16 protein-coding genes are annotated in these 19,341 nt (G+C 70.6%); 4 read left to right on the forward strand and 12 right to left on the reverse strand.

Annotated elements, in window-relative coordinates; all coding sequences use genetic code 11:
- Window positions 1-9: 9 nt before the first annotated feature.
- Both ACFV7R_RS03405 and ACFV7R_RS03410 read right to left on the reverse strand, forming a co-directional pair.
- On the reverse strand, window positions 10-1,731 hold the full coding sequence (locus ACFV7R_RS03405; protein WP_385259353.1) for a glycoside hydrolase family 6 protein: 1,722 nt from the start codon (window positions 1,729-1,731) through the stop codon (window positions 10-12).
- Window positions 1,732-1,790: 59 nt separating this feature from the next.
- Window positions 1,791-3,275: a cellulase family glycosylhydrolase gene (locus ACFV7R_RS03410; RefSeq protein WP_385259355.1), complete on the reverse strand. Its 1,485-nt coding sequence runs from the start codon at window positions 3,273-3,275 to the stop codon at window positions 1,791-1,793.
- 252 nt (window positions 3,276-3,527) lie between these two features.
- Between ACFV7R_RS03410 and ACFV7R_RS03415 the strand changes: the two genes are divergently transcribed.
- A complete protein-coding gene (locus ACFV7R_RS03415) occupies window positions 3,528-6,443 on the forward strand; it encodes a glycoside hydrolase family 48 protein (protein ID WP_385259358.1) in 2,916 nt (971 codons plus the stop codon).
- Window positions 6,444-6,534: 91 nt separating this feature from the next.
- On the opposite strand, the gene ACFV7R_RS03420 is transcribed toward ACFV7R_RS03415, so the two are convergent.
- The 4 genes from ACFV7R_RS03420 to ACFV7R_RS03435 all read right to left on the reverse strand — a co-directional run bounded on the left by ACFV7R_RS03420 (window position 6,535) and on the right by ACFV7R_RS03435 (window position 9,879).
- Entirely contained in the window at window positions 6,535-8,409 is a 1,875-nt protein-coding gene (locus ACFV7R_RS03420) for a rhamnogalacturonan lyase (protein ID WP_385259359.1), read from the reverse strand.
- A 93-nt stretch (window positions 8,410-8,502) separates the two neighbouring features.
- On the reverse strand, window positions 8,503-9,252 hold the full coding sequence (locus ACFV7R_RS03425; protein ID WP_385259362.1) for a class I SAM-dependent methyltransferase: 750 nt from the start codon (window positions 9,250-9,252) through the stop codon (window positions 8,503-8,505).
- A gap of 7 nt (window positions 9,253-9,259) precedes the next feature.
- Window positions 9,260-9,565, reverse strand: a complete 306-nt coding sequence (locus ACFV7R_RS03430) for a 4a-hydroxytetrahydrobiopterin dehydratase (protein ID WP_129800246.1) — start codon at window positions 9,563-9,565, stop codon at window positions 9,260-9,262.
- Window positions 9,566-9,645: 80 nt separating this feature from the next.
- Window positions 9,646-9,879 carry a hypothetical protein gene (locus tag ACFV7R_RS03435; protein WP_385259364.1) on the reverse strand — a complete coding sequence of 78 codons (234 nt, stop codon included), beginning with the start codon at window positions 9,877-9,879 and terminating at the stop codon, window positions 9,646-9,648.
- Between ACFV7R_RS03435 and ACFV7R_RS03440 the strand changes: the two genes are divergently transcribed.
- Window positions 9,878-10,708, forward strand: coding sequence for a helix-turn-helix domain-containing protein (locus tag ACFV7R_RS03440; RefSeq protein WP_385259366.1), 831 nt, complete (start codon window positions 9,878-9,880; stop codon window positions 10,706-10,708). The genes ACFV7R_RS03435 and ACFV7R_RS03440 overlap by 2 nt on opposite strands.
- On the opposite strand, the gene ACFV7R_RS03445 is transcribed toward ACFV7R_RS03440, so the two are convergent.
- Entirely contained in the window at window positions 10,690-11,115 is a 426-nt protein-coding gene (locus ACFV7R_RS03445) for a hypothetical protein (RefSeq protein WP_385259369.1), read from the reverse strand. The genes ACFV7R_RS03440 and ACFV7R_RS03445 overlap by 19 nt on opposite strands.
- 229 nt (window positions 11,116-11,344) lie before the next feature.
- Here ACFV7R_RS03445 and ACFV7R_RS03450 point away from each other — a divergent pair, with 229 nt between their 5' ends.
- Both ACFV7R_RS03450 and ACFV7R_RS03455 read left to right on the forward strand, forming a co-directional pair.
- Window positions 11,345-12,211: a helix-turn-helix domain-containing protein gene (locus ACFV7R_RS03450; protein WP_385259370.1), complete on the forward strand. Its 867-nt coding sequence runs from the start codon at window positions 11,345-11,347 to the stop codon at window positions 12,209-12,211.
- A 67-nt stretch (window positions 12,212-12,278) separates the two neighbouring features.
- Window positions 12,279-13,094: an SAM-dependent methyltransferase gene (locus tag ACFV7R_RS03455; protein ID WP_385259372.1), complete on the forward strand. Its 816-nt coding sequence runs from the start codon at window positions 12,279-12,281 to the stop codon at window positions 13,092-13,094.
- 12 nt (window positions 13,095-13,106) lie between these two features.
- On the opposite strand, the gene dnaK is transcribed toward ACFV7R_RS03455, so the two are convergent.
- The 5 genes from dnaK to ACFV7R_RS03480 form a co-directional block, all read right to left on the reverse strand.
- Complete coding sequence (gene dnaK, locus ACFV7R_RS03460) at window positions 13,107-14,969, reverse strand: molecular chaperone DnaK (RefSeq protein ID WP_385259375.1); 1,863 nt, start codon at window positions 14,967-14,969, stop codon at window positions 13,107-13,109.
- A 109-nt stretch (window positions 14,970-15,078) separates the two neighbouring features.
- Window positions 15,079-15,849 (reverse strand): glycerophosphodiester phosphodiesterase family protein, encoded by a 771-nt coding sequence (locus ACFV7R_RS03465; RefSeq protein WP_385259378.1) that lies wholly within the window; start codon window positions 15,847-15,849, stop codon window positions 15,079-15,081.
- A 70-nt stretch (window positions 15,850-15,919) separates the two neighbouring features.
- Window positions 15,920-16,345: an OsmC family protein gene (locus ACFV7R_RS03470; protein WP_385259381.1), complete on the reverse strand. Its 426-nt coding sequence runs from the start codon at window positions 16,343-16,345 to the stop codon at window positions 15,920-15,922.
- Window positions 16,346-16,418: 73 nt separating this feature from the next.
- Window positions 16,419-18,218, reverse strand: a complete 1,800-nt coding sequence (locus ACFV7R_RS03475) for a hypothetical protein (RefSeq protein WP_385259384.1) — start codon at window positions 18,216-18,218, stop codon at window positions 16,419-16,421.
- Window positions 18,215-19,276 (reverse strand): ATP-binding protein, encoded by a 1,062-nt coding sequence (locus tag ACFV7R_RS03480; RefSeq protein ID WP_385259386.1) that lies wholly within the window; start codon window positions 19,274-19,276, stop codon window positions 18,215-18,217. Before ACFV7R_RS03480 ends, ACFV7R_RS03475 begins: the two co-directional genes overlap by 4 nt.
- Window positions 19,277-19,341 lie beyond the last annotated feature (65 nt).

Below are 19,341 nucleotides of genomic sequence, written 5' to 3' on the forward strand. Positions count from 1 at the left end.
CGGATCAGGTCAGGACAGCGGCGGGTACGCGTTCGCCATCAGCTGCCGGAACTGCGCGGAGAACCAGTGCCCGGACAGCGGTGCGTCCGGCAGGGCGCCCGACATGTTGAAGTTGTTCCGGGCGTTGCCCGGGTAGGTCGGGTCGCACATCCGGTCGAAGCCCTTGCCCTCGTCGTTCGGGATCTCCCGGCTGGCCCCGTCGGACTCCCCGGGCGGCTTCATCCACACATAGGCGTCGATGCCCGCCGCGGGAGCGGCCTGCGGGCGCTCGCCGAGGCCCGCGCCGGACTGGTTGCACCAGTTGCCGACGTGGATCCGGCGGTCGTAGCGGCCCCCGTCGACGTAGGCGTCCACGCTGGTCAGCGCGCCGGGGCCGGTGGGCCGGGCGGAGCCGCCCCAGCCGTTGCGGGACGTGTCGATCAGCATGCCGATACCCGCGTCGAAGCCGACCGAGACCAGCTGGCTGCGGAACGCCTGGGCGAACGACAGCTCGTCGACGTACCGGTTCCAGTCGACCCACTTGGACTGGCGCACCGAGGTGCCGTTCACGGCGTCGTTGATCGTGAAGTTCTCCTCCTTCAGGGCGCTGTAGTTCGCCGTGTTGGTGATGAACCCGTGGACGTCGTTCACCGTGGCGCCCTCGGCGGTGGCCGCCTCCTTGAAGATGTTGGCCGAGGCACCGAAGTTGTCGTCCCAGCCGATCCAGCCGTGGTGTCCGGCGTCCACGTAGTTGTAGACGTTCGGCACGTCGCCGAGCTTGCCCAGTGCGTAGCCGACGCCCTTGACGTAGTTGCCGTTGGCCTTCATCACGTCGCACTGCGGGGTGGCCGTCGGGCGGCTGCCGGTGTTGGTGACCAGGTTCGGCAGCGAGTCGATCTCGACGGTGGTGACGATCCGCAGGTCCGCGTACTTCGGGTCGGCGAGGATCGCGGCGATCGGGTCGATGTACTCGGTCTTGTACCGGCCGATCTCCGTCGGGCCCAGCTCGCCGTTGGAGGCGAGGGCCGCGCAGTCACGGCCGGGCAGGTTGTAGATGACCAGCTGGACGACGAGCTCGTCTGCGCCCTTCTGCTCCAGTGCCTCGTCGAGGTGGTCGCGCAGGCCCATGCCGCCGTTCACGCCGTTGATGGCGGCGATCCGGTCGAGCCAGACGCCCGTCGGTTGGTCGGAGATCCGGCTGCCGCCCGGTTCGGCGGCGGCCTTCGCGGACCATTCGGGGTTCACGTACACCTTGGCGCCGGAGTAGGGATTGCCGACCCGCGCGGTGGGGTCGGGGTCCGGCGGATCCGTGGGGCCGCCGCCTCCGTCGTCGACGTTGCAGGTCACACCGTCGAGGGTGAAGGCCGCCGGGACGGCGTTGGTGCCGCTGTACGTGCCGTTGAAGCCGAAGCTGACCGAACCGCCGGTGGCCAGCGTCCCGTTGTAGCTCTCGTTGGCGGCCGTGACGGCGGCGCCGCTCTGGCTGACCTTCGCGTTCCAGGCGCTGGTGATCTGCTGGTTGCCGGCGTACGACCACTTCAGCGACCACGCGTTCTTCGCGGCGCTGTGGTTGGTGACCGTGACGGAGGCGGTGAAGCCGGTGTCCCACTGGTTCTGCACCTGGTAGTCGACGGTGCAGGGGACGGCGGCGGCGCCGACGTCGCCGGGGGCCGCCGCCATCGCGGTCCCGGTGGCACCGCCCACGAGTGCCAGGGCGGCGAGCAGTGCCGTTCTTGTTCTGGTACGGCTCATCAGTGCGGGTCCCTCTTCCTGGGTTGGAGTTCCTGGGTTGGTGTGTTGCGGGGTTGGGGTTATCCGTCGAGGCCGCGCAGGTGATCGCGCAGCCCGATTCCGTACGACGTGGGAGTTCCGTCGTAGCCGGAGATCAGGGCCGGACCGGAGTTGCAGTTCCAGGTGTTCCAGGTCCAGCCGAGATAGGAGAGCTCACGCGCGTCGAACCAGGCCATGACGCGGTCGATGAAGGAGTGCGCGCAGGTGTTCTCGCCGATCTCGCCCGCGACGAGCGGCACCTGGGCCGCGACCGGGGCGAGGGTGGAGTCCCAGCAGCTCTCGTTGGCACAGACGTTGAAGTTGTACACGTGCCAGGCGGCGGCGAGATTGCCCGCCGGGTCGCTCGGCTTGTACGTCAGCCACTGGCTGAGGTCGTTGGAGTACGCGAGCCCGCCGGCCAGGATCAGGTTCTTCGCACCGGTGGCGCGGATCGCGTCGATCAGGTCCTGCATGCCGGCGACCTGGTAGCCGATGCCGGGGCAGCTGCCGCCGTCGCGCCAGCAGGTCCAGGCCTGCTCCGCCGTCGAGGTGGCACGGTCCGGGTAGGGCTCGTTGAACAGGTCGAAGACGACGGTCGGGTCGTCCTTGAAGGTGCCCGCCACCGAGGACCAGAACGACGGCGTGTACTCCATGCTGGGCATCGGCTTCTGGCAACTGGCGTGGATGTCGGAACAGCCGGCCGAGTTGCCCGTGTACTGGCCCCAGGACCAGTGGAGTTCCAGCATCGGCGTCATGCCGTGTGCCTTCACCCGGGTCACCAGGTCCTTGACGGCATCGATGTAGTGGGCGCCGGCGTACTCCGGCTCGATGTTGGAGGTGCCGAGCCAGCACTCCTCGTTGAGCGGGATACGGACGGTGTTGGCGTTCCAGTCGGCGATGGCCTTGATCGCGGCGTCGTCGACCGGACCGTCCCAGATGCCGTATCCCTGCACGCACGCGAACTCGCCGCCGGAACGGTTGACGCCGAGCAGCCGCCGGGTGGCGCCCTCGGCATCCACGAGCTTGTTGCCGGAGACGCTCAGGACCGGGGGCCCGTCACCGGGGTCCGGTGGGTCGGTCGGGTCGGTGGGCGTCGGGGTGGGTTCCGTGTCGACGTTGCAGGTCGTGCCGTTCAGCCTGAACGCCGTCGGTGCGGCGTTGTTCCCCGACCAGGAGGCGAGGAACCCGGCGCTGACGCTCGCGCCGGTGGCCAGTGAGCCGTTCCAGTTCTCGTTGGCCGCGGTGACCGTCGCACCGGACTGGGACCACTTGGCGTTCCAGCCCTGGCTGACCTTCTGGCCGCCCGCGAAGTCGAAGGTGAGACTCCAACTGCTCACTGCTGCCATGTTGTTGGTGATGGTCACCGCGCCCTGGAAGCCGGTGTCCCACTGGCTGGTGACGGAGTACTCCACCGTGCAGGCGGGCGCGGCTCCCTGGGCCGTGACGACGGGTGCGACCGCGGTGCCCAGCAGGGCGAGCGCGGCGGCACCGGCGAGTAAAAGACCTGAACGCGGGGGGTGTCGCATGAGCGACTCCTTGCAGCTCGGGCGCGCCGTGACGGACGCGTCGACTGATGGAACCGCTCCCACTGGTGTTGGCGAAGGTAGCGCCAAGTGACGGTAAAGAACAGGGGAGTTGCTTGACTTTTCCTCAACCGCATCCATCGAATCTTTTCGACTCTTCAAGCACCTTGACCCTCTTCACCCCTGTCCCCACTATGGGAGCGCTCCCACTGGTTCAAGCCTTGACTTCTCCGAGCCGCAAGGAGGAACCAGCACATGCCCCCCAGAAACAGACGCCGCGCCGTGCGGCGGTTATGGACCGCCGTAGTGGCGGCCTTCGCGGTCCCCTTGTCGATGCTGGCGGCGAATCCGACTCCCGTGCACGCGGCGGCGGTTCAGTGCAGCGTGGACTACAAGACCAATGACTGGGGCTCCGGCTTCACCGCGGACCTGACCCTCACCAACCGCGGCACGGACGTCATCGACGGCTGGACCCTGACGTACGCGTACGCCGGCAACCAGAAGCTGACCAACGGCTGGAACGGCACTTGGTCCCAGTCCGGCTCGACGGTCACCGTGCAGAGCGCCTCGTACAACGCGCGGATCGCCGCGGGCGCGGCCGTGTCGACGGGTGCCCAGTTCACCTACAGCGGCAGCAACGCGGCGCCCACCTCGTTCGCCGTCAACGGCACCACCTGTGCGGGTGCGCACCAGCCGCCCATCACGGTGCTGACCAGCCCGGCGCCGGGTGCGGTCTACTCGCAGGGCGACGCCGTGCCCCTCGCGGCCACCGCCGCCGCGGCCGACGACGCGACGATCACGAAGGTCGAGTTCTACGACGACACGACACTGCTCGGCACCGACACCAGCGCGCCGTACTCGCTCTCGGCCACCGGGTTGACCGTGGGCGGTCATTCGTTGGTGGCCAAGGCGTACGACAGCCTGGGCGCCTCGGCGTCGTCGACACCGGTCGGCATCACGGTCGCCTCGGGACCGGCCGTGGTGGCCACGCCCACCCAACTGCCCGTCCGGCAGGGCAGATCGGCCACGTACGACGTGAAGCTGTCGACTCAGCCGTCGTCCGATGTCACCGTGACGACCGCCCGCACCGGCGGCAACACGGGCCTCGCCGTGACCGGCGGCGCCTCGCTCACCTTCACGCCGTCGAACTGGAACACGGCACAGCAGGTGACCGTCACCGCCGACTCCTCCGGCACCGGCGCGGCGACCTTCGAGTCGACGGCGACCGGGCACGCCAAGGCCTCGGTCACGGTCACGCAGATCGCCGCGACCAAGGAGTACGACGCCCGCTTCCTGGAGCTCTACGGGAAGATCACCGATCCGGCCAGCGGCTACTTCTCGCCCGAGGGCATCCCGTACCACTCGGTCGAGACGCTGATCGTCGAGGCGCCGGACCACGGCCATGAGACGACGTCGGAGGCGTACAGCTACCTGCTGTGGCTGCAGGCGATGTACGGCAAGGTGACGGGTGACTGGACCCGGTTCAACGGCGCCTGGGACCTGATGGAGAAGTACATGATCCCGACCCACGCCGACCAGCCGACCAACTCGTTCTACACCGCGTCGAAGCCGGCGACGTACGCGCCCGAACTCGACACCCCGCAGCAGTACCCGGCGCAGCTCGACCCGAGTGTCCCGGTCGGCCAGGACCCGCTCGCCGCCGAGCTGAAGAGCGCGTACGGCACCGACGACGTCTACGGCATGCACTGGCTGCAGGACGTCGACAACGTCTACGGCTACGGCAACGAACCGGGCAAGTGCGAGGCGGGCCCGACGGCGACCGGGCCGTCGTACATCAACACCTTCCAGCGCGGCTCGCAGGAGTCGGTGTGGGAGACCGTCCCGCAGCCGACCTGCGACGCATTCGAGTACGGCGGCACCAACGGCTACCTGGACCTGTTCACCGGTGACGCGTCCTACGCCAAGCAGTGGAAGTTCACCAACGCCCCGGACGCCGACGCGCGTGCGGTGCAGGCCGCGTACTGGGCGGACCTGTGGGCCGAGGAGCAGGGCAAGGGCGGCGAAGTCTCCGCGACCGTCGCGAAGGCGGCGAAGATGGGCGACTACCTGCGCTACGCCATGTTCGACAAGTACTTCAAGAAGATCGGCAACTGCGTGGGCGCCTCGGCCTGCCCGGCGGGCAGCGGCAAGGACTCCTCGCACTACCTGCTGTCCTGGTACTACGCCTGGGGCGGCGCCCTGGACACCTCCGCGGGCTGGGCCTGGCGCATCGGCTCCAGCCATGCGCACGGCGGCTATCAGAACCCGATGGCCGCGTATGCGCTCAGCGCGTACGCCGACCTGAAGCCCAAGTCGGCGACGGGGCAGGCGGACTGGGCCAGATCCCTTGAGCGGCAGATCGAGTTCTACCGCTGGCTGCAGTCCAGCGAGGGCGCGATCGCGGGTGGTGCGACCAACAGCTGGGCGGGCCGGTACGCGACCCCGCCGGCTGGGAAGTCGACCTTCTACGGCATGTACTACGACCAGCAGCCCGTCTACCACGACCCGCCGTCCAACCAGTGGTTCGGCTTCCAGGCGTGGTCGATGGAACGGGTCGCCGAGTACTACCAGCAGAGCGGTGACGCGGACGCCAAGGCGGTCCTCGACAAGTGGGTCGACTGGGCGCTGTCCGAGACCACGATCAACCCGGACGGCACCTACCAGATCCCGTCCACCCTCCAGTGGTCGGGCCAGCCCGACACCTGGAACCCGTCAAGTCCGGGCGCCAACAACGGACTTCACGTCACCGTCGCCGACTACACCAACGACGTGGGCGTGGCGGCCGCGTACGCCAAGACGCTGACGTACTACGCCGACCGTTCCGGCGACAGCGCTGCCGCGGCGACGGCGAAGGCGCTGCTGGACGGCATGTGGGACAACCACCAGGACGCGCTGGGCATCGCCGTGCCGGAGACCCGGGCGGACTACCTCCGGTTCGACGACAGCGTGTACGTCCCGAGCGGGTGGAGCGGCACCATGCCGAACGGGGACGCGATCAACTCGTCGTCTACGTTCGACTCGATCCGGTCGTTCTACGAGGACGATCCGGCGTGGTCGAAGATCGAGAGTTATCTCGCGGGTGGCGCGGCGCCTTCGTTCACGTATCACCGGTTCTGGGCCCAGGCGGACATTGCGTTGGCTCTGGGCTCGTATGCGGAGTTGCTGGAGTGACGGCCGCGGGGTGATCTACGGCGACCCGTCCGGCTCCGGCGGCGCCTGAACCGGTGGGGGCGTGCCGACCCGGGCACGCCCCCACCGCTGTTCACGGGGTGTAGACCGTCGGTCGCGGGGCCGTCGCCATGCCGTTGCCGATGAAGAAGCTCGGGTGGGGCGGCTGGTTGTAGGCGGTGTTCTGCCAGGCCAGGGCCACGCGGTACTGCGTGTCGTGGAGCAGGGTCGTGATCCTGGTGTTCGTCTCGTGCGGCGTCGAGTAGATCCTGAGCGCCCGGTTGTCGCTGGTGCGCCAGACGACCTCCTCACGCCAGTCGCCCAGGATGTCCCCGGAGATCGCCGGGGTGGACTTGCTGCCGTTGTTCGAGGAGACGCCCGAACCCGTCAGCAGGCGGGTGTCGGAGGACGTGCCGTACTTGTCGATGCGGGTGCCGTCGAGGAGTTCGCGGACCGGGTCGCCGTCCCACCAGTTGACGAAGTTGATGCTGGAGGGCTCGCGGCCCAGCGAGCCGCCGGTCGCCGAGCGCAGCGTGGTGTCCGAGGCCGACCAGGACTCGGCGCCCGCGGAACCGGCGTGGATGTCGGCGGAGACACCGCGCCCGTTGTCCGCGCCGGACGCCGTCTGCCACAGGATCTGGCCGGTGCGGGCGTCGGCCATCCAGGAGCCGGGCTTGGAGGAGTCCTCGGACACCTTGAAGTACTCCAGGCCCGAGCGCGCCGGGTTGAGGTCGCCGACGTGGCCCGCGTCGCCGTGGCCGAGCTTCGTCGTCCACAGACCCCAGCCGTTGTCGTCCACGGTCATGCCGCCGTAGACGATCTCGTCCTTGCCGTCGGCGTCCACGTCGGCGACGGACAGGCTGTGGTTGCCCTGACCGTCGTAGCCCTTGCCCGCGTTGGTGGAGGCGTTGGTGTCGAAGGTCCAGCGGCGCGTGAAGGCTCCGTTGCGCCAGTCCCAGGCGGCGATCACCGTGCGGGTGTAGTAGCCGCGCGCCATGATCAGCGAGGGGCGGGCGCCGTCCAGGTAGGCCGTGCCGGCGAGGAAGCGGTCGACGCGGTTGCCGTAGGAGTCGCCCCACGACGAGACCGTGCCGCGGGCCGGGACGTAGTCGACGGACTGCATGGCCGCGCCGGTCCGGCCGTCGAACATGGTCAGGTACTCCGGCCCGGACAGGACGTAGCCGGAGGAGTTTCGGTGGTCGGCCGACGGACTGCCGATGACCTTGCCCGTCCCGTCGACCGTGCCGTCGGAGGTCTTCATGGCGACCTCGGCCTTGCCGTCGCCGTCGTAGTCGTACGCCTGGAACTGCGTGTAGTGCGCGCCCGAGCGGATGTTGCGGCCCAGGTCGATGCGCCACAGCCGGGTGCCGTCGAGTTTGATGCCGTCGACGACGGTGTTGCCGGTGTAGCCGGACTGGGAGTTGTCCTTGGCGTTGGTGGGCTGCCACTTGAGGACGAAGTCGAGGGCGCCGTCACCGTCGAGGTCGGCGACGGAGGCGTCGTTGGCCTCGTAGGTGTAGGCGACGCCGTCGGGGGTGGTGCCGCCGGCCGGCGGGGAGAGCGGGACGTCCTTGTAGCCGCTGCGGAACTGGATCGCGTGGACGGAGTCGCCCTGCTCGACGCCGTTCACGACCGCGCGGACGGTGTAGTCGGCGTGGGACGGGGCGCCGGAGTGGAAGAAGCTGGTGGAGCCGGTGATCGGCGACGAGTTGACCTTGGTGCCGGCCCGGTACACGTTGAAGGAGACGTTGTCGGCGTCGGTGCCGAGCCAGCGCCAGCTGACCAGGTTGCCGCTGCCGGTGTGGACGCTGACCACACCCCGGTCGAGCTTCTCCACCTGGCGGGCGGTGGCCGCCTCGGCGGAGTCCGGGTCGAGGACGATCACTCCGGCGCCGACCAGGGTGGCCGTGGCGGCCGCGGCTGCGAGGACGGCGTTACGGCGTCTGCGGTGCTTGTGCGGGTGCTTCACGGGGACGAACCTCCCGGGAGGACGGACGGGTTCCGTCACTCAGTCGCCGCCGGGGGCCGAGGGGTTGCCGTACGTCCCGGCTTTCCGGGTGATTCACGCGGCCGGCGGTTTCCGGAACGCCCGGAGGGTGAACCAGGGGTCGGGGCGGGGCCGGTCCTGGTCGGGCAGAGCGGCCAGGCGGGCGGCGAAACCGTCGGCGAGCGGGTGGCCCGGCGGCAGCGTGACGAACCAGCCGCGGCGCAGGTCCGCGACGGTGCGGCGGGGGCTGCGGCCCTGACCGCGGCCCGGGAAACGGGTCTGCCCGGCGGGATGCAGGCCGTGCTCGACGGCGTACGACTCGACGGCCGGCGCCTCGTCGACGGCGCGGCGGCGGGGCCGGGAGGCGAGGACGGCATCGATGTCACTGCCCACGTTGTGCGAGGCGGCCTTGTCGACCGTCGTGACGTACACACCGCCGGGCCGCAGCACCCGCGCGCACTCCGCGACGACGGTCCCGACGTCCGCCGGGTGCGGCAGCAGGTGGAGCAGCCACACGCTGCTCACGGCGTCGAACTCCCCGTCCCGGAAGGGCAGTCGGCGGCCGTCGGCGAGGGCGACGGCGCCGGGCAGGCGGGCGGCTGCCTGCCGAGCCATCGCGTGGGTGAGGTCGATGCCGGTCACCCGCATCCCGTCCCGGCCGGCCGCGAGCCGCCGCGTCACGATGCCGGTGCCGCAGGCGACGTCGAGCAGGCTGCGCGCATCCTGCGGTACCAGGCTCAGCACGCCCTGGGCCGCGGCCGCCGCCCGGGGCTCGCCGCCGCGGGCGGCGTCGTACCGTTCCGCCTCCTCGCTGTAGTCCAGCACCGCGGGCTCAGCTCGCGCCGTGCGCCGGGGCCAGGTCCGCCACGCGCCGGGCGAGCCGGAAGTCCAGCTCGGTCACCTTGCCGCCCACACTGTGCGTGTTCACGGAGACCGACACGGTGTGGTAGCCGAGGGTGAGGTCGGAGTGGTGGTCCAGCTCCTCCTGGACCTGGGCGATGTGCACGACCATGGCCGTCGCGGCGAAGTGCGAGCCGAGCCGATAGGAGCGGGTGAGGCGGTCACCGTCGGCCGACCAGCCCGGCAGTTCGGCGATACGGTCCTCGATCTCCTGCTGCGACAGCGGTTCGACGGGCATGAGGTCGCTCCCTTCCTCGAGGTCGCGTGCGGTGTCGCGTACCTGTTCAGCGTGCCACAGGCGGACGGCAGCGGCCCTGGTCAGAAGGGGTCGCTGGGGTCGGAAGGGGCGCATTCGGCCGCCAGGTCGTCCGCCAGCGCGGCGATCCGGTCCCGCCCCTCGACCCGCTCGACCCACATGTGCGGCAGCCCGACGTCGCCGTGCCGGGCGCCGAGGATGTTGCCGCGCACCCGGGAGCGGTGGACCGCCTGGGCCTCCAGGGGCGACTTCCATGGCTCGTTCATGCGGCCCTCCTCGACTACGGTCGTCGGCATGACCATTCTCCCGTCCGCGCACACCACGCCCGCCGCCGCCCCCGCCGGTCAGGGTGTCGGTGCGCTGCTGCGGGCCTGGCGCGAGCAGCGGCGGGTCAGCCAGCTGGAGCTGGCGCTGCAGGCCGGCTCCTCCGCCCGGCACATCAGCTTCATCGAGACGGGCCGCTCCCGGCCCAGCGAGGAGATGGTGCTGCGGCTGGCCGAGCATCTGGAGGTCCCGGTGCGGGAGCGCAACGCCCTGCTGCTGGCGGCCGGTTACGCCCCGCGCTACCCGCACACGCCCCTGGACGACCCGGCGCTCGCCGCCCTGCGTGAGGGCATGGAGCGGCTGATCCAGGGCTACGAGCCGTATCCGGCGCTGGTGGTGGACGCCACGTACAACGTGGTGGCCGCCAACCGGGGCATCACCATGCTGCTGGACGGCCTCCCCGAGGCCCTGCTGACGCAGCCGCTGAACGCGATGCGGCTGACGCTGCACCCCGAGGGACTGGCGCCGCGCATCCGCAACTTCCGTGAGTGGCGCGGCCATCTGCTCGTCCAGATGGAGCGGCAGATCGCCCTGCAGCGCTCCGCACCGCTGCGGGAGCTGTACGAGGAGGTGGCCGCGTATCCGGTGCCCGAGTCGGCGACGGACGCCGAACCGGCCGAGCCGGTCCCGTACTTCGCGCTGCCGATGCAGATCGAGCACGCGGGCCGGACGCTGTCCTTCATCTCGTCGATCTCCACGTTCAACACGCCCCTGGACGTGACCGTCGCCGAGCTGGCCATCGAGACGCTGCTCCCGGCCGACCCGGCGACGGTCAAGTACCTTCAGTCACTGCTTCCCTGACGCGCCCTCAGCGCGAGGTGCTGCAGCGCCGCGAACCCGGCCACGGTGAGCGCCTGGAGCACCGTCCAGACCGCGCCCGCCGTGCTCGGCGTGAGCCAGAGGGCCAGGGCGAGGAAACTCAGCACCGTCCAGGCCAGGTTGGTCTCGATCACCGCCCGCACGGGGAGCGCCGGCGGCCGCTGCCGGGCGGCGAGCAGTCCGACGGCGGCCGCGTACGCCGTGAGGAACACGCCGAGGACCAGCAGGAGTCCGGAGGCGACGCCGAGGAAGTCGCCGAGCGGACCGGACGCGACGAGGTAGGCGACGCCGTTCGCCCCGGTGACCACCGCGTCCAGGGCAAGGAAGCGACGCAGCACGGTCTGCGGCTCGGTGGTGCGGGCGAGAGCGGCGAGCTGGGTTGCGGACATGGCGGAATCACCCTCCGTCGAGGTCGAGTTGCACCTGGGGCCCGGGTTCCGGACCGGAGTGCGCCGGCCCGGAACCCGGTACGACCACGATGGCGCGCGGGGAGGGACCGGTCGATTACTCCCGAGGTAATGACGGGCGCCGGTGCCTGCCGCACCGCCGCCCCTGTCAGACCGGAAGCGGAACATGGCAGACTGCACGCAGACTTTCGGCGCGTAGGGGAGGCGTGGCGTGAGTGAGCGGCGGCCCGCGCCCACCGTCGGCCAGGTGGTGCTCGGAAGACGGCTGCAGGAGCTCCGGGAGGCAGCCGGCCTCAAGCGCGAGGAGGCCGCCCGTGTGCTGCGCGTGGCCCCGGCGACCGTACGGCGCATGGAGATGGCCGAGGTCGCGCTCAGGATCGCGTATCTGCAGATCCTGCTGCCCGCCTACGGTGTCCCCGAGGACGAGGTGGCCGCGTTCGTCGCGCTGGCCGAGGAGGCGAACCGGCCGGGCTGGTGGCAGCGGTTCCACGATGTGCTGCCGGACTGGTTCAGCCTGTTCGTCAGCCTGGAGGGCGCCGCCGGGATGATCCGCTCCTACGAGCCGCACTTCGTGCCGGGGCTGCTGCAGACCGAGGACTACGCACGTGCCGTGCTGGAGGCAGGGACGATCGGGCAGGCGGACGGACCGCAGACGATCGAACGGCATGTGTCGCTGCGGATGGCCCGGCAGGAGCTGCTGTGCCGCACGGACCCGCCGCACCTGTGGGTGATCATGGACGAAACGGTCCTGCGGCGACCGGTGAGCACCCGCCCCGGGGTCATGCGCGCCCAGCTGGACCGGCTGCTGGAGGCCGCCGAGAGCGACCGGGTCACCCTGCAGGTCGCGGAGTTCGGCAAGGGCCCGCATCCGGGGACGTACGCGCCCTTCTCGCTGTTCCGCTTCACCGAGCCGGAACTGCCGGACCTGGTGTTCACCGAGTACCTCACCGGCGCGCTCTACCTCGACTCCCGCAGTGAGGTCTCCGCGCACCTGGAGGTGCTGGACCACATGACGGCGCACGCCGCGTCGGCACAGCGCACCAAGAAGATCCTCCAGGAGCGCCGCGGGGACTTCTAGCGCCCCCGGCCCCCTGTCCCGTACCGAAGACTCGCCCCCGTACCGGAACCCGAGGAGACCACACCGCATGACCGGATCCGACGCCGCGCCCACCCGCATCGACACCAGCCGGCCGCATCCGGCCCGGGTGTACGACTGGTGGCTGGGCGGCAAGGACAACTACCCGGTGGACGAGGAGCTGGCCCGGAAGATCCTCGCCGCGGACGAGACGGTGCTGCGCGGGGCGCGCGCCAACCGGCGTTTCATGCACCGGGCGGTGCGCACCGCCGCCGAGGCCGGGATCCGTCAGTTCCTGGACATCGGCACCGGCATCCCCACCGAGCCGAACCTGCACCAGGTGGCCCAGGGCGTCGCGCCGGAGTCCCGGGTCGTGTACGCCGACAACGACCCGATCGTGCTGCGGCACGCTCAGGCGCTGCTGCACGGCTCCGCCGAGGGCGCCACGCGCTATGTGCACGCCGACGTCCGCGACCTGGACGGCGTGCTGCGGAAGGCGGGCGAGACGCTGGACTTCGACCGGCCGGTCGCGCTGTCGCTGGTCGCGCTCACCCACTACCTGAGCGACGACCCCGACGGTGACGACGTGTACGGGCTGCTCGCGCAGTACGTCGCCGCCCTCGCCCCCGGCAGCCACCTGATCCTGTCCCAGGTCACCCCTGACCTCAGCCCGAAGGCCATCGGGAAGGCGGCCGACCACTTCCGGCGCAGCGGCACCCCGTTCTTCCCCCGCTCGCTCGCGGAGTTCGCCCGCTTCTTCGACGGGCTGGAACTGCTCGGCCCCGGAGTCATCCCCGTCCACGGGTGGCGCCCGGAGGCGGATGACGTGGCCTCCCAGGCCGAGGGCATCGTGCCGGTGTACGCGGGCGTCGCCCGCAAGCCCTGACGGTGCGGGGTCTCAGGCCGCCGGGCCCTTGGAGTCCTTCTCGTCGTCCACGATCTCCGCGTCGACCACTCCTTCCTCGTCCTGGGGTGCGGTGTGCGGCTCGCTCGGCTCCGTCGGGGTCTGCTGGGCCTGCGCGTACATGGCCTGGCCCATCTTCTGGCTCACGGTGGCGAGTTTCTCGACGCCGGTGCGCAGCTCGTTGGTCTCGGCGTTGCGCTCGAGCAGCTGCTTGAGCTCGGTGACGGCCGACTCCACCTCCGACCTGGTGTCGGCCGGCACCCGTTCCTCGTTCTCGCGGAGGAACTTCTCGGTCTGGTAGACGAGCTGCTCGGCCTGGTTGCGGGTCTCGGCGGCCTCCCGGCGCCTGCGGTCCTCCTCGGCGTACTGCTCGGCCTCCCGCATCATGCGGTCGATGTCGTCCTTGGGCAGCGCCGAGCCGCCGGTGACGGTCATCTTCTGCTCGCGGCCGGTCGCCAGGTCCTTCGCGGAGACATGCATGATCCCGTTGGCGTCGATGTCGAAGGCGACCTCGATCTGCGGGACGCCGCGCGGGGCGGGCGGCAGGCCGGTGAGGTCGAAGGTGCCGAGCTTCTTGTTGTACGCGGCGATCTCGCGTTCGCCCTGGTAGACCTGGATGCCGACCGAGGGCTGGTTGTCGGTGGCGGTGGTGAAGATCTCCGAACGCCGGGTCGGGATCGTGGTGTTGCGCTCGATCAGCTTCGTCATGATGCCGCCCTTGGTCTCGATGCCCAGGGACAGCGGGGTGACGTCGAGGAGCAGCACGTCCTTGACGTCGCCGCGGAGGACGCCGGCCTGGAGGGTGGCGCCGATGGCCACGACCTCGTCGGGGTTGACGCCCTTGTGCGGGTCCTTGCCGGTGAGCTGTTTGACCAGCTCGGTGACGGCGGGCATGCGGGTGGAGCCGCCGACCAGGATGACGTGGTCGACCGCGGCGAGCTTGATGCCGGCGTCCTTGACCGCCTGGTGGAAGGGGGTCTTGCAGCGGTCGAGGAGGTCGGCGGTGAGCTCCTGGAACTGGGCCCGGGTGAGCTTCTCCTCCAGGTGGAGCGGGCCCTCCGCGGAGGCGGTGATGTACGGCAGGTTGATCGACGTCTCCGAGGAGCTGGACAGTTCGATCTTGGCCTTCTCGGCGCCCTCGCGGAGCCGCTGGAGGGCCATCTTGTCGTTGGACAGGTCGATGCCGTACTGCCCCTTGAAGCGTTTGACGAGGTGTTCGACGATCCGCTGGTCCCAGTCGTCGCCGCCGAGGTGGGTGTCGCCGTTGGTGGCCTTGACCTCGATCACGCCGTCGCCGATCTCCAGCAGGGAGACGTCGAAGGTGCCGCCGCCGAGGTCGAAGACGAGGACGGTCTGCTCCTCGCCGCGGTCGAGGCCGTAGGCGAGGGCGGCGGCGGTCGGCTCGTTGATGATCCGCAGCACCTTCAGGCCCGCGATCTCTCCGGCCTCCTTGGTGGCCTGCCGCTGGGCGTCGTCGAAGTAGGCGGGCACGGTGATCACGGCGTCGGTGACGTCCTCGCCGAGATAGGCCTCGGCGTCCCGCTTCAGCTTCTGCAGGACTCGCGCCGACAGCTCCTGGGCGCGGTAGCGGGTGCCGTCCACGGAGCCCTGTTCCGGGAACCGCCAGTTCGCATCGCCCATGTGGCGCTTGACGGAGCGCGCGGTGCGCTCGACGTTCGTCACGGCCTGCCGTTTGGCGACCTCGCCCACGAGCACCTCGCCGTTCTTGGCGAAGGCCACGACCGACGGTGTGGTCCTGGCCCCTTCCGCATTGGCGACGACGGTGGGTTCGCCGCCCTCCAGGACGGCCACCACCGAGTTCGTGGTTCCGAGATCGATACCGACCGCGCGTGCCATCGTTGTCCCCTTCCGCCAGGGAGCCTCTCGATGTCCAGCACAAAACTTGAGTGGGCTCTTGTCAATGGGGCCTCTTGGTCATTCAGGCACATACCCGGGCAGGGGCCGGTCAGTCGGCGCGGGGCTTCCCGGCCGGTGCAACCGGCTCCGCGGCGCGCGCCCCGTCGCGCAGGGCCACGGCGCGCCGCGGCCGGTCGGTGATCAGTACGTCCACCCGCTCATCGGTCAGGAAGGTCCGCAGTCCGGCGTCGTCGTTGACCGTCCAGACCATGCTGAACAGACGGTGCCGGGCAGCCTCGCGCAGCACGTTGGCGCGGGCGAGCCGCTGGTGCACGGCGACCCCGTCCGCTCCGCAGGCCCGCACCCGCCGCAGGGGGAACAGTTCGCTCGCCCGGGTCGCCGCCAGCCGCCCCGCGGCCACCTGCTTGCGGCCACGCCCCAGCGACAGGGCCGTCCGCACCCGGGGGAACGCGTGCTTGATCGCGGCGATGGAACGGTCCTCCAGCGTGGTGGCCACGAACCCGTCCGTGCCGAGCAGGGCGATCGCCCGGTCGATCAGCTCGCGCTCATGGCCGGTCTCCTTCAGGTCCAGGTGCCCGACGAGCCGGCCGGCGATCAGCTCCATGACGTCGTCCACGACGGGCACGGGGTAGCCGGCGCGTTCGCTCAGCTCGGCGTGGGTGATCAGGGACAGCAGCGGTCCGCCCTGCCGCACGCGGGAATCGTGGTGGACGACGAAGACACCGTCGGCGGTGCGCCGGATGTCGAACTCGACGTACTCCGCGCCCGACCGCAGCGCGTCCTCGTAGGCCTCCCAGGTGGCGGCGCCGAACTGTTCGGAGCCGCCCCGGTGGGCCGAGACGGCGGGGCGTGGCGTCATGGGTCAACTCCCGGACGACGAGCGGGGCACGGGCCGCCCCCTGAGGGACGGCCCGTGCCGGAAGTGCGGCTCAGGCGAGCTTCGCGGTGAGGGTGATGGTAGTGCCCGTCAGGGCCTGGCTGACCGGGCAGTTGGCCTTGGCGTCCTCGGCGGCGGCGACGAACGCGTCGTTGTCCAGGCCGGGGACCGTGCCCTCGACGGTGAGGTGGATACCGGTGATGCCCTCACCGGGCTGGAAGGTCACGTCGGCCGAGGTGACGAGCTTGGTGGGCGGGGTCCCGGCGCCGGTCAGGCCGTGCGACAGGGCCATGGAGAAGCAGCTGGAGTGGGCGGCGGCGATCAGCTCCTCGGGGCTGGTCTTGCCGTTCGCCTTCTCGGCGCGCGACGGCCACGACACCGGCTGCTGGCCGATGCCGGAGGAGTCGAAGGTGACGACGCCGTTGCCCTCGAGCAGGTTGCCTTCCCAGACGGTGTGTGCGGAGCGCGTGGTTGCCACGGTTCTTCCTTTCACATGCTTGTGATGTGACCCCGTCTCCGGGGTTCTCGGGCACATCCGATCACATTCCGGCTCACCGTACGCGGAACACAGGCCCGCGGGGAGTGAACGGCAGGCGGGCGCCCTGGGGAACGAGGTAGGCGTGCTCGCGGCGCACCCGCAGCACATCGCACCAGCCGTCCGTGATCACCAGGACCGGCGCGGCCGGCGGGAAGTCGTCCGCGCGGTGCAGCAGATCGATCCCGGGCTGCAGGACCGTACCGCCGCGGCCGTGCACCCGCACCTTCCCCGCGATGTCGGTGACCGGAAGGTAGCCCGCGTCGTGCGGGGCCGCGTCGCAGAACACGACGCGGGCGGCCGGCACGTCCCGGGCCTCGGCGTACGAGGCGATCGCGCCCAGCGCCTTGCCGAGCAGCGTGCGGTCCATCGAACCGGAGGTGTCCAGGACGACGCCGAAGGTGCAGCGGGCGATCTCCTCGGGCGGGAAGTACCGGCCGGCCCGGGGAATGTCCGGGGTGGACGCCTGGCGGCGCGAGGGACGGGCGTACGACCGTACGGGCTCGGGGCGGGGCACGAACTCGTCGAACCAGCGGGCCAGCCGAGCGTCCCAGGGCAGCGGCGGCTGGCTGAGCGCGCGGATCTCCTCGACCAGGCCGCCGGGCAGGAAGCCGCGCTCCTGCTGCTGGTGCAGGTCGAGGCCCTGGCAGAGGCCGCGGCGGTAGAACTCGTCCAGGTCCACGTAGTCGCGCGGGCTGCCGAGCGGTCCGCCGAGGATGTCGCCCACGCCCTTGCCGCGCAGGGTCGACAGCCGGCGCATCCGGCGCAGGTCGCCCGCGATCCGGTCGTACACCTCCTCCGCCGACAGGCCCTTCAGGTCCGGGTCGTGCAGCAGCCCCTCCGGCATGGTGCCGATCTGCATCTCGCACAGCCAGCCGTTGATGACGTAGTCGGCGGCGATGTTGAACAGGTACGGGTCGCGGGTGCCGCAGCGGTCGCCGTGCCGCAGGACGGCGTGCAGCATCTCGTGGGCGAGGACGAACCGCCACTCCTCGTCCTCGAACTGCCTGAGCGGGTTGACGTAGATCTCGCCGGCCTCGGCGTTCACGGCGGCGATCGAGATGCCGTGGGCGCGGGCCAGTTCGGCGTCGGCGACCAGTTGGATGCCGGCGGCGATGCCGCCGAGCAGCGGATAGGAGGAGACGAACCAGCTCAGCGCCTTCTCCCAGGGGCGCTGCGGGGCGAGCTCGCCGTCCATGGTGTCGCGGCGGCCGCCCGCCAGGTCCAGGGCCGCGGACATGGTGCGGGTCAGGGCGTCCGCGAACGCGAGCTGCCAGTCCGGGGGCTGCCCGAACCAGGTCCCCCAGTCGACGAGCAGCTGGTCGGCCTCCCCGCCCGCGGTGCCGCAGCGCTCGTACACGGCCGGGATGCCGGCCCGCCGCCAGCGCGCGGCGAGCTGCTCCTCGTCCCCGTCGGGATAGGAGGCGGGCAGGTCCTCGGGCGTCCGGCCGACCGGGAAGGTGAGGAGGAAGCGGTTGACGACGACACAGCGGGCGGCGAGGTCGTAGCGGTCGGGCTGCTCGCGCACCCCCTTCGCCGCCGGGACATGGCCGAAGCCGAGGTGGATGACGGCGTGCGCGATCGCCCAGGCCCAGTCGCGGCCGTCGGCGAGGCGGTCGGGGTGGGAGTGCAGGACGCCGTCGGAGTCGACGCGGACGAGACCGTCCTCGGGCGCCAGTGTGCAGTCCTCGCGCCGGCAGGTGTTGAAGTCGACGGCCTTCAGGGCGGGGTTGGCGAGGACCAGCCGCATGCCCTCCGCGAACGCCTCCCCCGCCACGTCCCGCTTCTTCTGCCCCTTCGCGCGGATACGGCTCATCGTCGCGCCTCCACCAGCCGCGGCATGTCCCGGGCGGCCTCGATGAGGAACCAGGCGGGCAGGACGGGGTTGCCGTCGGCGTCGGAGGCGATGACGCTCTGGGCGACCTCGACGGATATCTCGGCGAGCTGCACGAGCAGGGATTTGGCGCGGTACGCGGTCTCCCGTCCGTTCGCCGACATGTGCTCCTTGCTCGTCGGCAGTTCCTTGACGAGACGCCCCCGGAACGACTCGGCGAGGTAGTACAGCAGGTCCCGGTCCTCCAGGCGGTGCGGCCAGCGCGCGTCGCCCTTGATGATCGCCTCGATGCCGTACCGGCTGCGCACGATCTTGACGTAGCCGCAGAAGGCGGTCGCGTGCGCGGGCGTCAGCGTGCCGTGCGCGATGACCTTCAGGGTCTCCTCGTCGAGCCCCGCACCGAAGGAGTGCAGCGCGTCGGAGAGCATGTGCCAGGAGCGGGGCGTGGAGAACGGCTCCTCGGTCTTCGGCGGCTTGGACCACAGGTGGTCGGGCCGGTCGGTGAGGTGGTCCAGGATCCACGGGTGGATGCCGTTGTTCGCGGCCCAGGTCAGCCAGTCCTTCGGCGAGGCCTCCAGGTGCACGTGGGTGAGGCGGTTGACGAGGGCGGAGGCGATCGGGCGGGCGAGCGCGTTGTCGGTGGCGCGGTTTCCGGCGCCGATGACGATGGAGCCCTTCGGCAGTTCGTAGCTGCCGATCCGGCGGTCCAGGATCAGCGAGTAGAACGCCTTCTGCACATCCGGGGTCGCCGCGTTCAGCTCGTCCAGGAACAGGCAGTACGGCTCGTCACGGGCGATCGCCTCCGGCGGGCAGAACACCGAGCGCCCGTCGCGGATCTGCGGCACGCCGATCAGGTCCTCCGGGGCGAGCTGCGTACCCAGCAGGCTCACGCACTCCAGGCCCAGGGACTCGGCGAACTCCCTGACCAGGGAGGACTTTCCGATACCGGGGGCGCCCCAGAGGAAGACCGGCCGCACGGTCGCAAGACCCAGGAGCAGTTCCGGTATACGGGCGGGAGTGACGGTGACAGCAGCCTGCAACGCAGGAACTCCTTGCGGATGTTGAAAAAGACGGAATGCGATCAGTGTGTGGGTACGCGCCCGAA

It is taken from the genome of Streptomyces sp. NPDC059866, assembly GCF_042731325.1.
Lineage (GTDB): Bacteria > Actinomycetota > Actinomycetes > Streptomycetales > Streptomycetaceae > Streptomyces > Streptomyces flavusporus.